Raw genomic sequence first — 14,200 nt, 5'->3', positions numbered from 1 at the left:
AAAGGCCCGACATCCAAGCCGGAAACAGGGGGTTAAAATATGGTGACTTACACGGGGGCGGACCATCCGCCGTTCCGGTTGTCGATGCTGATCTATGATCGGCGCTACCGCTCGCTGACCTTGCAGGCGATTGTCTTCATCCTTGTCATGGTGATGGCGAGCTGGCTGATCGACAACACGCTGCGCAACCTGTCCGCGATGGGCAAAACGCTCAGCTTTGACTTTCTATTCCGCCGTGCGGGATATGACATTCCGCAACAGCTCATTCCCTACAACTCAGACGACACCCATCTGCGCGCCACCATCGTGGGGCTGCTGAACACGCTGCTGGTTTCCCTGTTGGGCTGCATTGCGGCCACTGCGCTGGGCGTGGTCGTCGGTGTGTTAAGACTATCCTCGAACTGGCTGATCGCGCGGCTGATGACGATCTATGTCGAGGTGTTTCGCAATATCCCGGTGCTTTTGTGGATTCTCGTCTGCCTTGCGATCTTTACCGAGGTCATGCCCGCACCGAACGCCTATCGCGGCGAAAATCCTGCTGCGCAGATGATCCTGTTTGACCTGATCGCGCCGACGAACCGCTATACCGCCATCCCCTCACTGGGCATGACCAACCCGCCGGGCACCATCGCCCTGGGGCGCGAAGCGATCAGCTGGGCGCTGATCGCCTATGTCGTGGTCATCGTTGTCGCATGGATCGCCTGGCGGCGGTTGCGGGTCTGGGCGCAGGCGGTGCAGGACCGGACCGGGACCCGCCCGACGACCTGGTGGATCAGCCTTGCGATCTTTGCCGTGCCGCTGCTGCTGTTGACCTGGTATTTCGGCCTGCATCTGGTGCCGCCGGTGCTGCGCGGCTTCAACTTTGCCGATGGCATAAATCTTGATAACGCGCTGGTGGTTCTGTGGCTGGCGCTGACCCTTTATACCGGCGCTTTTATCGCCGAGATCGTGCGCGGCGGCATTCTGGCTGTCAGCCGTGGTCAGACCGAGGCGGCATTCGCGCTGGGGCTGAGGCCACGCCGGACCATGTCGCTGGTGGTGCTGCCCCAGGCGCTGCGGGTGATCGTGCCGCCGCTGATTTCGCAGTATCTGAACCTGACCAAGAACAGTTCTCTGGCCATCGCGGTCGGCTATATGGATCTGCGCGGCACGCTGGGCGGTACCACGCTGAACCAGACCGGACGCGAGATGGAATGCATGGTGCTGATGATGGGCATCTATCTGGCACTAAGCCTGATCATTTCGGGCGGGATGAACATCTTCAACAGCCGCGTCAAGCTGAAGGAGCGGTGAGATGAGCGACACTCATACAGAAACCGTTGCCTATGTACGCGAAACCATGCTGCCGCCCGAACCTCCGCCTCTGGCCGAGACCGGGGCGATCAAATGGTTGCGCGAGAACCTGTTTTCCGGGCCGCTGAACATCGTCCTGACCCTGATCGGTCTTGGCATCGTCTGGCTGGTGGCCAGCATTGTCGGGCCATGGCTTGTCCACGGGGTCTGGAACGCAAACAGCATGGCAGAATGCCGCCAGATCATTGCCGAGACCTGGGGGCAGGGGACGGATGGCGCCTGCTTTGCCATCATCAAACATCGCTGGAATCAGTTCCTGTTCGGCTTTTATCCGCAGACGCTTTACTGGCGGCCGGTGCTGGCCTTTGGCCTGTTGTTCCTTGCGCTTGCTCCGGTGCTGTTTGCGGACAGCGAGCGGGCGCGACGCATCGTGCTAGGCCTGGCGGTGGTGTTGACGCTGCTGGTTGCCAGCCTGCTTGGCGCGGGTGGCGCGGTGCTGCTGGCTGCCGCGCTGGTCATGCTGGGCTGGAGCGCGCTGATCGAGACCCGCCCCGGCTGGTCGCTGCTGGCGACCCTGGTTTATCCGTTCATCGCAGTCTGGCTGCTTTGGGGCGGTTCGCTGTGGAGTGAGATTGCGGCACTGGCCGGTTTCGTGATCGGCTTTATCGTCTGGCGCCTGCTGGTGGTGCGGTTCGGCCTTTTGGCCTTTGCGCTGGGTGTTGTCGCGGCCGTGGCCTGGTGGCTGGTCGCTGCCGGACCCCTGACCTCGTCCCTGGCCGGTGTGCTGCCCTTGCGATTGCAGCCGGTGTCGTCGGACCAGTTCGGCGGTTTCGTACTGTCGATCACCATTGGTGTTGCGGGTATCGCGCTGTCCCTGCCGGCAGGGATCATCCTTGCGCTGGCCCGGCGTTCGGACCTGCCGGTAATCAAGATGCTGGCGGTGATGTTCATCGAGTTCATCCGCGGTGTGCCCTTGATCACGTTGCTGTTCGTGGCGTCGCTGCTGCTGAACTATTTCCTACCGCCGGGGACGAATTTCGACATCATCCTGCGGGTCATCATCATGGTGACGCTGTTTGCCTCGGCCTATATGGCCGAGGTGATCCGTGGCGGGCTTGCTGCCCTGCCCAAGGGGCAGTACGAGGCAGCCGATGCGCTGGGGCTGGACTATTGGAAAGCACAGCGGCTGATCATCCTGCCGCAGGCACTCAAGATCTCGATCCCTGGCATCGTCTCGACCTTCATCGGCATGTTCAAGGACACGACGCTGGTCGTGTTCGTCGGGTTGTTCGATCCGTTAAAGGCGATGGCCGACACCATCCGCGCAAGCTTTGAATGGAAAGGCGCCTATTGGGAGCCCTACATCTTTGTCGGCGCGATCTTTTTCATCCTCTGCTTCGGCATGTCGCGCTATTCCATGTATCTGGAACGCCGGCTGAAGCGCGACCACCGCTGAAGGAGGCCAACCATGACTGCACAAACCAACGCAGCCCCCGCGATGACCGGCGAAACCGCCATCGAAATCGCCAAGCTCAACAAGTGGTACGGCACTTTTCACGTCCTGCGCGATATCGATCTGGTCGTCAGCCGGGGTGAGCGTATCGTCATTGCCGGCCCCTCGGGGTCCGGCAAGTCGACGCTGATCCGCTGTATCAACCGTCTGGAAGAGCATCAGGCCGGCAAGATCATCGTCGATGGGACCGAGCTGACACATGACCTCAAGAACATCGACAAGGTGCGTTCGGAAGTCGGAATGGTGTTTCAGCACTTCAATCTCTTTCCGCATCTGACCATTCTTGAGAACTGCACGCTTGCCCCGATCTGGGTGCGTAAGATTCCCAAGCGCGAGGCCGAAGAGATCGCCATGCATTTCCTGACCAAGGTCAGGATCCCCGATCAGGCCCACAAATACCCCGGTCAGCTTTCCGGCGGGCAGCAACAGCGGGTAGCGATCGCGCGTGCGCTATGCATGCGGCCCAAGATCATGCTTTTTGACGAGCCGACCTCGGCCCTGGATCCCGAGATGATCAAGGAGGTGCTCGATACCATGATCGAGCTTGCCGAAGAGGGCATGACCATGCTGTGCGTTACCCATGAAATGGGCTTTGCGCAGGCAGTGGCGCATCGGGTGATCTTTATGGATCAGGGGCAGATCGTCGAGCAGAACACTCCCAAGGAGTTCTTCAATAACCCCCGCTCTGAGCGGACCAAACTGTTCCTTTCCCAGATTCTGGGGCATTGAGCTGCGCGGTCGCAGGGGAACTTCGCGTTCCCCGTCCGCCGCCGGTGCGGCGGCCTCCCCTTGCGGGATATTTGCCCACGGAAGACATCGCAGGAATGCGGGCAGTTGCGGGGCAGGGCGGGGCCGGTCTATCTTGCCGCCGACCGCTTCGGAGATTTCGCGATGAATGAGACCATTTTTCTGGTGCTCGGCCTTCTTGGCCTTGCCGGCATCGGCTCGCTGGTGTCGAGCAATGACGACGACCATCCGCCGGAGGGTCCCTCGGATGATCCCCGGCTGTATCCCGACAAGCTGATCGAGGGTGATGGTGAGGATAATGAGATGACCGGCACCGACGGCGATGACGGCATCCTGAGCTATGACGGCGATGACAGGGTCAATGGCGGTGCGGGTAATGATCTGATCGGCACCGGCGCAGGCAATGACACCGTGATTGCCGATGCGGGCGATGACGAAATATACTTGGGCAAAGACGATGATCTTTACGGTGCCTACAACCCCGGCGTGGATGAAGGGAACGACACCATCGACGGCGCCTCGGGCAACGACACCATCATCACCAACCTCGGCAATCATTCGATCACCGGCGGCGATGGTGATGATCGTATCGAGGATCATGGTGGTTCGGTCTTTATCGACGGCGAGGATGGCGATGACCTGATTCTGTCGCCCGATGCATCGGACCCCGAGCGGCCGGATACGTTGCTGGGTGGGGATGGCAATGACACCATTCATGCAGGCGCCGGCGATATCGTCGATGGTGGCAGCGGCGCGGATGAGCTGGTGCTGCGCAGCGATATCGGTGGCGAGGCGGATATCCGTTATGGCAGCGCCGATACCATCACTGTCACGCTGGCAGAGGATTACGAAGGCGAAGGTCGCTATGAGCTGGTTCAGGATGGCTCGGACGTTCGCCTGCTGCTTGATGGCGAACCGATCGCCGTGCTGCGCGATACGGAAGTGCGCGACGTAAGGGACATCAGCGTGGTCCGGGAGACCTCTTCGCGCTAAGGCAGCGGTTCAGGTTCTGGCAAGCAAGAGGCGCGGTGTTGGTCCCCGCGCCTTGTTCGTTCAGGTGGTTCTGATCCGGGCTTCAGACTGCGGATTTGCGCGATTCTTCCAGATAGAGTTCGCGCAGGCGGGTTGCCACCGGGCCGGGCTTGCCCGCGCCGAGTGTGACGCCATCGACCTCTACCACCGGCATCACGAAAGCCGATGCCGAGGTGAAGAAAGCCTCATCGGCTGCCTGTGCCTCTGCGATGGTGAAGGGGCGTTCCTCGATCTGCATCTGCGCTTCGGCTGCGTAGCGCAGCAGCGAACTGCGGGTGATGCCGTGCAGGATGTCGGTCGAAAGCTGGCGGGTGATGATCTTGCCGTCCTTGACGATATAGGTGTTGTTTGAGGTGCCCTCGGTCACGAAGCCATCCTCGACCAGCCAGGCGTCATCGACGCCCTTGGCCTTGGCCTCCATCTTGGCCATCGAGGGGTAAAGCAGCTGCACCGTCTTGATGTCGCGGCGGCTCCAGCGCAGGTCGGGCAGCGAGATCACCCGCACACCGGTTTTCGCCTGCGGATTGTCCGCAAGGCCGGGTTTGGACTGGGTGAACATGACGACGGTTTGCGGCGTATCCTCGGGCGGATAGGCAAAATCGCGGTCACCGGGGTTGCCACGGGTCACTTGCAGATAGACCATGCCCTCGGTCACCTCATTGCGGGCGACGAGCTGGCGATGCGCCTCAAGCCATTCCTCTTCGCTAAGGGGGTTACCCATCCCAAGCTCGGCCAGTGATCGGGTCAGCCGCGCCATGTGACCGGCAAACTCTAAAATCTTGCCGTCCAGCACACTCGTCACTTCATAGACGCCGTCACCCATCAGGAAACCCCGGTCGAAGATCGAGACCTTGGCTTCGGTTTCCGGCAGATAGTCGCCATTCAGATAGACGGTGCGGGTCATGTCGTTTCTCCTGTCCCAGAGGCTTGCAGCGCGGTCCTGCGCCTAAAGCGGCGAGGCGTCAAGACGCTGGGTTTTTCGCAGATGCAGAATCAGCTTGATGCTGGCGCAGCAATTATCTATCACATCGGTAGCGCTGATTGAAACATCCTTACCCGAAAGGCAAGATATGTCCTTCCGCACGCAACCCGCTCCGCCCGCACGTCTGAACCGCTGCCAGCTTTTCGGTCCCGGCTCACGCGAGGCGCTGTTTGAAAAGATGGCGGGATCGGCCGCCGATGTCATCAACCTTGACCTTGAGGATTCGGTTGCGCCCGACGACAAAGAGCAGGCGCGCAAAAATGTGATTGCGGCGATTGGCGATATCAATTGGGGCAACAAGACTCTGTCGGTTCGCATTAACGGTCTGGATACACCCTGGTGGTATCGTGACGTGGTCGATTTGCTTGAGCAGGCCGGAGAGCGGCTGGACCAGATCATGATCCCCAAGGTCGGCAATGCCGCCGATATCTATGCCGTCGATGCCTTGGTCACCGCTGTCGAGGCGGCCAAGGGCCGCTCCAGGCGCATTGCGCTGGAAGTGATCATCGAATCTGCTGCCGGTATCGCCCATGTCGAAGAGATCGCCGCCTCAAGCCCCCGGCTGCAGGCGATGAGCCTTGGCGCGGCAGATTTTGCCGCCAGCATGGGCATGGCCACGACCGGGATCGGCGGCACGCAGGAAAACTATTACATGCTGCATGAGGGCGCCAAATACTGGGCCGATCCGTGGCATTGGGCGCAGACCGCGATTGTCGCCGCTTGCCGCACCCATGGCGTGCTGCCGGTCGATGGACCGTTTGGCGATTTCAGCGATGATGAGGGCTTTCGCGCTCAGGCCCGGCGTTCAGCCACTTTGGGCATGGTCGGAAAATGGGCGATCCATCCCAAGCAGGTGGCGCTGGCGAATGAGATCTTTTCGCCTGGCGAAAAGGCCGTGACTGAGGCGCGCGAGATCCTTGCCGCGATGGAAGAGGCCAAGCGTAGCGGGGCCGGCGCGACGGTATACAAAGGTCGACTGGTTGACATCGCGTCCATCCGTCAGGCACAAGTGATTGTGCGTCAGGCAGAGTTGATCAGCGCCTGAGCAGATCAGTTACCTGAGGCGGCTACGCGGGGAGGCTGGCCGCCACAACAGGGGAGGAGCAACAGGCCCTGCCAGCGCGGGGCCTGTTGTTTTTGGAAAACCGCGGGCCGTTCCGGTCGTAATGAATTTTCTGTGATTTCAGATGGTTGCAAATTCGGTAACGGCCGGGGCACTGCCACTGGCGCGATCCTGACCCTTTTGCGCATCATTCACCGCAGGCCGGGACTGCACGGCCGTGGCGTCAGAGCTGTGCTGCGTCAGCGGATCAGGGGTGCGGTTGCGGGCCGACCAATCGGGAATAGGTGATTCGGGCATGGCGGGGAGCAAAGCGCCGGTGCCGCCCTGCAGGGCCGTGGGCCCGTCAGCCTTGCTGCCGCTGGCCGGGACGGTTGTGCCGTGATCTTCGCGCATGGGTTGTGGTCTTTGGTTGCGTTCAGCTTTGGGAGTGCCGCAGCTAAGGTTCCGGAAAAGAAAGTGCAACCCCGTTGACCTGTTCGTGAACGCTCCACCCGTCGGGGATCTGCGGCGTCGCGGCAAGCAGACTGGCGGTATAGGGATGTTCGGGCGTTTCCAGCACCGCATGGGTGGGGCCGGATTCGACGATGCGGCCCTTTTCCATGATCATCACCCGGTCGGTGATCCGGCGCACGACCGAAAGGTCATGGCTGATAAACAGGTAGGACAGGCCATGGCTGACCCGCAGCTGGGCCAGAAGGTCCAAAACCTGCGCGCGCACCCGGACATCAAGCGCGCTGACCGCCTCGTCCAGAACGATCAGCCTGGGCTTGATGATCAGGGCCCGGGCGATGGCGATACGCTGGCGCTGGCCGCCGGAAAATTCGTGGATATGGCGGCGCATGGCATCCCCAGCGATGCCGACCTCGAACAGCGCCTCGGCCACCTGTTCGCGCCAGTCGCGGGGGCGGCCGGTCAGGTGAAACGGTTCGGCCACAAGCTGTTCGACTGTCCAGCGCGGATCGAAACTGCCGAATGGGTCCTGAAAGACAACCTGCATCCTGGCGCGCAGATTGGGCGGCATGGCGTGACCGGCGCGGATCTCTTGTCCTTCAAGCAGGATGCGACCGCCCTGCAGCCGGTCGAGGCCTAGGATCGCCCGCGTCAGCGTTGATTTCCCGCAGCCTGACTCGCCGACCAGTCCAACCGACTCTCCGGCGTCGATGTGAAAGCTGACGCCGTCCACCGCCCGCAGGCTGTCGCGCCTGCCGGTCAGGCCGCGACGGGGCAGGGGATACTCGCGCACCGCGCCCTCGACCTGCAACAGCGGGCGGGGCTGGTCCGAGGGCAGCGCCAGCCGCGGCTGATGGGTCGAGGCAGCAAACAGCGCGCGGGTATAGGGATGGAGCTGCTGGCGAAAGACTTGCTCGGTCGGCCCCTCTTCGACGATGACGCCGTGCTGCATCACCGCAACGCGATCCGCGACCCCTGCAACCACGGCCAGGTCATGGGTAATGAGCAAAAGCGCCATCCCCTCGTCGCGCACCAGCTCTTTCAGCAGGTCAAGGATCTTGGCTTGTGTGGTCACGTCCAGCGCGGTCGTCGGCTCATCCGCGATCAGCAGTTCCGGGCGCAGGGCGATGGCAAGGGCGATGGCGACGCGCTGGCGCTGACCGCCCGATAGTTCATGCGGGTAAAGCGTCAGCGGAAAGCGCGGGGCGGTCAGGCCGACGCGATCCAGCCGGTCGCGGGCACGCAGCAGCGCCGTTTTGCGGTCCAGACCCTCATGGATGCGCAGCACCTCGGCCACCTGATCGCCGATGGTCATCAGCGGGTTCAGCGCCGTCATCGGCTCTTGAAAGATCATGCCGATGCGCTTGCCCCGGATGCGGCACAGCTCGCGTTCGGGCAGGTCAAGCAGGTTCAGCCCGTCAAGCCCGATCCGGCCCTCGGCGCGCATCCCCTCGGGCAACAGGCCCATGATCGCCAGCGCCGCCATGGATTTGCCCGAGCCGCTTTCGCCGACCAGCCCGGTGATCTCGCCCGGCGGCAGGCGCAGGCTGATCCCGTGCAGGATGTCATGAGTGCCGATGCTGATGGCAAGCTTGCTGGTCTCGATCATGGCGACCTGCGCAATCTGGGATCCAGAGCGTCCCGTAACCCGTCCCCAAGCAGGTTCAGCCCCAGTACGGTCACCACGATGGCAAGGCCGGGGATCACGGCGACATGCGGGGCCAGCGCGACCATGGTCTGGGCCTCGGCCAGCATCCGGCCCCAGCTTGGCGTCGGAGGCTGCGCGCCAAGGCCGACATAGGACAGGCCTGCCTCGGCCAGGATGCCCAGGCTGAACTGGATGGTGCCCTGTACGATCAGCAGGCTGGCGACATTCGGCAGGATATGTTGCAGGCTGATCCGCGTGCGGCCCTTGCCCGCGACCTGCGCTGCGCGGACATAGTCCAGCGTCCACAGCGGCAGGGCGGCCCCGCGCGTGACCCGGGCAAAGACCGGGATGTTGAATATCCCGATGGCGATGATCGCATTCGTCGCTGACGGCCCCAGCGCCGCGGTGATAAGGATGGCGATGACGAGGCTTGGAAAGGCAAAGACAAGGTCATTGCCGCGCATGATCGTTTCGTCCAGCCAACTGCCACTGCGGGCGGCGGCGACAAGGCCCAAAGGCACGCCAAAGCCCATACCGATCCCCACCGCCACCAGCGCGACAGCAATCGAGGTGCGCGCACCGACCATGATCATCGACAGCATGTCGCGGCCAAAGTGGTCGGTGCCAAACCAGTGTTCGGCCGAGGGTGGCAGCAGCTTTTGCGCAATCGCCAGTTGGGTCACATCCGCTGGCGTCCAAAAGAATGAGACCGCCGCCGCGACCAGCGCCAGCCCCGAAAGCAGCGCCCCAAGGATCAGCGATACCCTCATCTGCGCAGCCTCGGATCGACGGCCGCGTAGGACAGATCGACCAGAAAATTGACAAGGATGACAGCTGCGACCAGCACCAGCACCGCGCCCTGCACGACGATCAGATCGCGCTGGGTGATGGCCTGAAAGATCAGGCGGCCAAGCCCCGGCAGGTAAAAGACGTTTTCGACGATGATCGCTCCGGCCAGCAGGAACGAAAACTGCATGCCAAGGATGGTCAGTACCGGAATCAGCGCATTGCGCAGCGCGTGGCGGCGCAGGGCCCGACCCGCGCTCAGCCCCTTGGCGCGTGCAGTGCGGATATAGTCCTGTCCCAGCGTCTCGATCAGGGCCGAGCGCAGCACCCGCGCAAGGATCGCGGCCTGCGGCAGGGCCAGCGCCACAGCGGGCAGGATCAGCGATTTCAGCGCCGCACCGGGATGATCCCAGCCCGGGAAACCGCCAGCCGGCAAAAGGCGCAGGTTCACCGCAAAAACCAGCACCAACAGCATGGCGAACCAGAAATTGGGCAGTGCGATCCCGACCTGTGTCGCGCCCATCACCACCGTATCGCCCACCCGCCCGCGGCGTCCGGCAGCGAACATGCCGATGGGCAGGGCAATCAGCGTCGATAGCGCCAGCGCCATCAGCGCCAGCGGCAGCGAGACCTGCATCCGGTCAAGGATCATCCCTGCGACCGGGGTCTTGTAAGTGAAGCTATGGCCCAGATCACCGCCCAGAATACCGCCGAGCCAGTGCAGGTAGCGCAGGGGCAGCGGCAGATCCAGGCCCATCTGCTGGCGCAGCGTGGCCACCGTTTCGGGCTGGGCGCCCGTGCCCAGCATAAAGCTGGCGGGGTCCCCGGGCACCAAAGCGACCACCGAAAAAATCAGCGCCGAGGCCACGAGCAGGCTCAGGCCAAGCGATATCAGGCGGCGGATCAGATAGCGCAGCATGTGAAAACGCTAGTGCGGCGCGCGGCTTGGGTAAAGCCGGTAAACTCACCTATACGCTCAGGGTACCTCTATCTTGCCGATCAGCGGCATATCGTCGTCCAGACTGACGGTGTGACGCTCGATCATGCGGTGGACAAGCGGAGGCTCGCTGCCGCGGTGCAGTTTGTGCAGGTCCTGATAGGTCTCGAAATCCGCTTTGGTGCGGCGCAGGTTGTGGCGGATATATTCATCCCAGGTGGCGATGTGATAGCTTTCGGTCCAGCGCTCGGGGTGTTCAAGATCGCGCAGCAGTGCCCAGTTCCGTGCCCCGTCGCGGCGACGGATATTGCGGCGCAGCGCCATCAGGCGCAGGAATTCGGGCACGTCTTTCTGGTCAATCTCGTAATCCACCATGACCATGATCGGGCCCGAACGGCTGCGTAGATCCACGGCCAGTTCAGGTTCGCGAAAGCGGTTTACCGGGTCCAGATCCAGCGTGCCGAATTCAGGGATGCGCAGCCAATGCCCCAGAATTGCGCCCAGAAACAGCGGGACCGAGGCCGCGATCAGTGCCGTGTTCACGTCATAGCTGTTGGCGACCGCGCCCCAGATCCAGCTGCCCGCAGCCATGCCGCCAAAGACCGCCGTCTGGTACAGCGCCAGTGCCCGTGCCACCACCCAGCGCGGCGTCGACAGCTGGACCGTCACATTAAAAAGCGACAGCGCCAGCACCCAGCTTGCCCCCGCGGGCAGCATCGCCAGCACATGCAGCCATGTGCTTTCCGTCAGCGCCAGCAGCAGGGCTGAGCCGCCAAAGGCGGCAAAGGCCAGCCGGATGACATTTTCATTGTCCAGCCGTTCGCGCACACGCGGGTTGATCAGCGCCCCGCAGATCGCGCCCAGTCCGAAACAGCCAAGCAGCAGGCCAAAAAGCAGCGAACCTCCGGCCGGGTTCTGTTTGGCGACCACCGGCAATAGCGCCATGATCACGATGGCCGAAAAACCGAACAGTGCCCCACGCGACAGCACGCGCACCAGATTGGGCGACAGCGCCACATAGCGCAGCCCCGCGCCCACCGCCGCGACAAAGGGCTCGGGCGTTGTGGTGCGGGGTGGGGTGACCGGATGCCAGCGCAACAGCGTGCCAAGCAAAGGCACATAGCTGATCGCGTTCACCGCGAAGGTAACCGCTGCGCCAAAGGCGGCGGTGATGATCCCGCCCACTGCCGGGCCGACGCTGCGCATCAGGTTAAAGCCGACCGAGTTCAGCGACACCGCCGCCGGCAGGTCTTCGCGCGGGACCAGATCCTGCATGCTTGCCTGCCACGGCGGGTTATAGATCGCCTGTCCGACCCCGATCAGAAAGGTCAGGGACAAAAGGATCAGCGGCGTCATCCAACCCTGCCATGTCAGCACCGCGAGCATGACCGAGACCAGCGCCATGAACGTCTGCGCCCCCAAAAGCAGGGTACGGCGGTCAAAAATATCGGCAAGCGCCCCCGAAAGCAGCGCAAACAGCATGATCGGCAGGGTGTTTGACGCCTGCACCAGTGCGATCAGCGTTGCCGAATCGGTTAGCTGGGTCATCATCCAGGCGGCACCAACCGCCTGAACCAGCCCTCCAAAGTTGGAAATCAGCGTGGCCGACCAGAGCAGCCGGAAATCGCGGTGACGGAACGGGGCAAAGGGGCTCTTGCGGGCAGGGGCTGGCATGATCCTGAAAACCTGGGACGGCGTCTCCAACCTTAGGCAGAGGTCGTGCCAGTCGCAATCCGCCCCGGGCGATTCTTGCCGCCCTGGCGCGATTGTCCGGCAATTTCGGAAATTCATCGAATAATCTTCGATTGAAATCGCATATTACGCATTAGTATTGTCGTTTATCCGTAATTTTGTGATGGAATCGGGATTTCATTTCCATCCGCTTGGATATCCTTGGCCCAACTCGGATTTGGGGGTGCGCGAAGATGAAGGTCATCGTTCTTGGGGCGGGCGTGCTGGGGGTCACTTCGGCATGGTATCTGGCCAAGGCAGGTCATGAGGTCACCGTGATCGACCGGCAGCCGGGACCGGCGCTGGAAACCAGCTTTGCCAATGCGGGAGAGATTTCGCCGGGCTATTCCTCGCCCTGGGCCGCGCCGGGCATCCCGCTGAAGGCGCTGAAATGGATGTTCCAGCGCCATGCGCCCCTGGTTATTCAGCCCCGGCTGGACTGGCAGCGCTTGTCGTGGATGGCGCGGATGCTGGCGAATTGCACCTCTTCGGCCTATGCCATCAACAAAAGTCGTATGGTCCGGCTGGCCGAATATAGCCGCGACTGCCTGGTTGAGCTGCGGGCCGAGACGGGCATCCGTTATGATGAGCGTACTCAGGGTACGTTGCAGGTCTTTCGCAAGCAGCAGCAGCTGGATGCGGCGGGCAAGGATATCGAGGTGCTCAAGGCCGACGGGGTTCCCTTTGAGCTTTTGGACCGCGCAGGCTGCGTTGCTGCCGAGCCGGGGCTGGCCAAGGCCGCTGATGAGATCGTCGGCGGGCTGCGCCTGCCGGGGGATGAGACGGGGGATTGCTTCCTGTTCACCAACCGGCTGGCCGAGATGGCGGCCGAGGCGGGCGTCAAGTTCATGTGGGGCGTCAATATCGAGTCGCTCGAAGCCGGGGTTGGCCGCATCAGCGCCGTGCGCACCGATAAAGGCCGCCTGACCGCAGATCGCTATGTGCTCGCCATGGGTCCCCATTCGCCGCAGATGGTGCGGCATCTGGGCCTGCGCCTGCCGATCTATCCGCTGAAGGGTTATTCGCTGACCATTGATATCAGCGATGAAAGCCGGGCTCCGGTTTCGACCGTGATGGACGAGACTTACAAGGTTGCGATCACCCGGCTTGGCGACCGCATCCGCGTTGGTGGCCTGGCCGAGATCGCAGGTTATGACCTTAGCCTGAACCCGCGCCGCAAAGAGACGCTGGCGAAATCGGTGAATGAGCTGTTCGGTGGAGCGGGTGATACCGATAAGGCGCTGTTCTGGACCGGGCTGCGACCGATGACGCCAGATGGGACGCCGATTGTCGGTGCGACCCCGATCCCGAACCTATACCTCAATACCGGGCATGGCACGCTGGGCTGGACCATGTCGGCGGGGTCGGGGCGGCTGATTGCCGACCTGATCTCGGGGCGCAAACCGGACATCGCGGCCGAGGATCTGGGCTATGCGCGCTATCTGCGCGGCGGTCGTGCGGCGGGCCAACCCACGCTGCAGCCTGCCGAAGCCTGATCCGTCAGCAATTTCCAGAATGGAAACGAAAGGGATCGTATACGATCCCTTTCGTCGTTCTGAGGCCGGGTTGATTCTGAGGTCAGGCCCTTTTGATCAGCCGCAGCACCACCAGCAGGATGACTGCGCCGATTGTGGCCGAGACAATTGTGCCAAGGGTTGAGCCCGAAGTGCCAAGGCCGATGGTCGGAAACAGCCAGCCGGCGATTACGGCGCCAAGGATACCAACAACAATATTCATCAGCAGGCCCTGCCCATGGCCTTTGACGATCAGACCGGCAAGCCAGCCGGCAATCGCGCCGATGATCAGGGTGATAAGCAGTGCGGACAGGGTCATGTGAATGCGCCTCCTTCGCGATTTGCGGCTCTTGGCCGATGTGGCGGGAAACGTTTCCCCGCGGCTGCGGGTTCCCTTGCAGCGTGAATTGCTACGATCAGGTGATGAGAATCGCGCGATTTGGCAACAGTTCGGTAACGACTGCGGTGGTTCGGGCCTGCCGAGGCTTGACGCGGCAAAGCGGT

The 14,200-nt window shown here is 62.4% G+C and carries 13 protein-coding genes; 6 read left to right on the top strand and 7 right to left on the bottom strand.

The window, feature by feature from the left end; genetic code table 11:
• The first annotated feature begins 39 nt into the window (after positions 1 to 39).
• From M511_RS11885 to M511_RS11870, 4 genes are all read left to right on the top strand, one after another.
• On the top strand, positions 40 to 1,293 hold the full coding sequence (locus M511_RS11885) for an amino acid ABC transporter permease (protein WP_085502296.1): 1,254 nt from the start codon (positions 40 to 42) through the stop codon (positions 1,291 to 1,293).
• A gap of 1 nt (position 1,294) precedes the next feature.
• Positions 1,295 to 2,749, top strand: coding sequence for an amino acid ABC transporter permease (locus tag M511_RS11880; RefSeq protein ID WP_085502295.1), 1,455 nt, complete (start codon positions 1,295 to 1,297; stop codon positions 2,747 to 2,749).
• Between the two features lie 12 nt (positions 2,750 to 2,761).
• Entirely contained in the window at positions 2,762 to 3,535 is a 774-nt protein-coding gene (locus M511_RS11875; protein ID WP_029371931.1) for an amino acid ABC transporter ATP-binding protein, read from the top strand.
• A 162-nt stretch (positions 3,536 to 3,697) separates the two neighbouring features.
• On the top strand, positions 3,698 to 4,546 hold the full coding sequence (locus M511_RS11870) for a calcium-binding protein (protein ID WP_050804180.1): 849 nt from the start codon (positions 3,698 to 3,700) through the stop codon (positions 4,544 to 4,546).
• A gap of 82 nt (positions 4,547 to 4,628) precedes the next feature.
• Here the strand turns inward: M511_RS11870 and M511_RS11865 are convergent, their stop codons facing one another.
• Positions 4,629 to 5,489 carry a D-amino-acid transaminase gene (locus M511_RS11865; protein ID WP_085502294.1) on the bottom strand — a complete coding sequence of 287 codons (861 nt, stop codon included), beginning with the start codon at positions 5,487 to 5,489 and terminating at the stop codon, positions 4,629 to 4,631.
• A 166-nt stretch (positions 5,490 to 5,655) separates the two neighbouring features.
• On the opposite strand from M511_RS11865, the gene M511_RS11860 reads away from it, so the two are divergent.
• Positions 5,656 to 6,612 carry an L-malyl-CoA/beta-methylmalyl-CoA lyase gene (locus M511_RS11860; protein ID WP_010395653.1) on the top strand — a complete coding sequence of 319 codons (957 nt, stop codon included), beginning with the start codon at positions 5,656 to 5,658 and terminating at the stop codon, positions 6,610 to 6,612.
• A 138-nt stretch (positions 6,613 to 6,750) separates the two neighbouring features.
• On the opposite strand, the gene M511_RS11855 is transcribed toward M511_RS11860, so the two are convergent.
• From M511_RS11855 to M511_RS11835, 5 genes are read right to left on the bottom strand one after another with little or no spacing between them, the layout of a single operon-like run.
• Positions 6,751 to 7,023: a hypothetical protein gene (locus M511_RS11855; protein WP_085502293.1), complete on the bottom strand. Its 273-nt coding sequence runs from the start codon at positions 7,021 to 7,023 to the stop codon at positions 6,751 to 6,753.
• A 43-nt stretch (positions 7,024 to 7,066) separates the two neighbouring features.
• A complete protein-coding gene (locus M511_RS11850) occupies positions 7,067 to 8,689 on the bottom strand; it encodes an ABC transporter ATP-binding protein (protein ID WP_085502292.1) in 1,623 nt (540 codons plus the stop codon).
• Positions 8,686 to 9,498 (bottom strand): ABC transporter permease, encoded by an 813-nt coding sequence (locus tag M511_RS11845; protein WP_010395647.1) that lies wholly within the window; start codon positions 9,496 to 9,498, stop codon positions 8,686 to 8,688. Before M511_RS11845 ends, M511_RS11850 begins: the two co-directional genes overlap by 4 nt.
• Positions 9,495 to 10,433 (bottom strand): ABC transporter permease, encoded by a 939-nt coding sequence (locus M511_RS11840; RefSeq protein WP_085502291.1) that lies wholly within the window; start codon positions 10,431 to 10,433, stop codon positions 9,495 to 9,497. Before M511_RS11840 ends, M511_RS11845 begins: the two co-directional genes overlap by 4 nt.
• A 57-nt stretch (positions 10,434 to 10,490) precedes the next feature.
• Complete coding sequence (locus tag M511_RS11835) at positions 10,491 to 12,125, bottom strand: MFS transporter (protein WP_010395641.1); 1,635 nt, start codon at positions 12,123 to 12,125, stop codon at positions 10,491 to 10,493.
• 251 nt (positions 12,126 to 12,376) lie between these two features.
• Here M511_RS11835 and M511_RS11830 point away from each other — a divergent pair, with 251 nt between their 5' ends.
• The gene (locus tag M511_RS11830; protein ID WP_010395639.1) at positions 12,377 to 13,678 is read left to right on the top strand and encodes a D-amino acid dehydrogenase; all 1,302 of its coding nucleotides are present in this window, start codon (positions 12,377 to 12,379) and stop codon (positions 13,676 to 13,678) included.
• Between the two features lie 82 nt (positions 13,679 to 13,760).
• Here M511_RS11830 and M511_RS11825 read toward each other — a convergent pair whose 3' ends face one another.
• Positions 13,761 to 14,015, bottom strand: a complete 255-nt coding sequence (locus M511_RS11825) for a GlsB/YeaQ/YmgE family stress response membrane protein (protein ID WP_010395637.1) — start codon at positions 14,013 to 14,015, stop codon at positions 13,761 to 13,763.
• Between the last annotated feature and the right edge of the window lie 185 nt (positions 14,016 to 14,200).

This window comes from Paracoccus sp. J56, assembly GCF_019633685.1.
Lineage (GTDB): Bacteria > Pseudomonadota > Alphaproteobacteria > Rhodobacterales > Rhodobacteraceae > Paracoccus > Paracoccus kondratievae.
The sequence above is the reverse complement of the archived record's forward strand: the minus strand, read 5'-3'. Positions and strand labels throughout refer to the sequence as shown.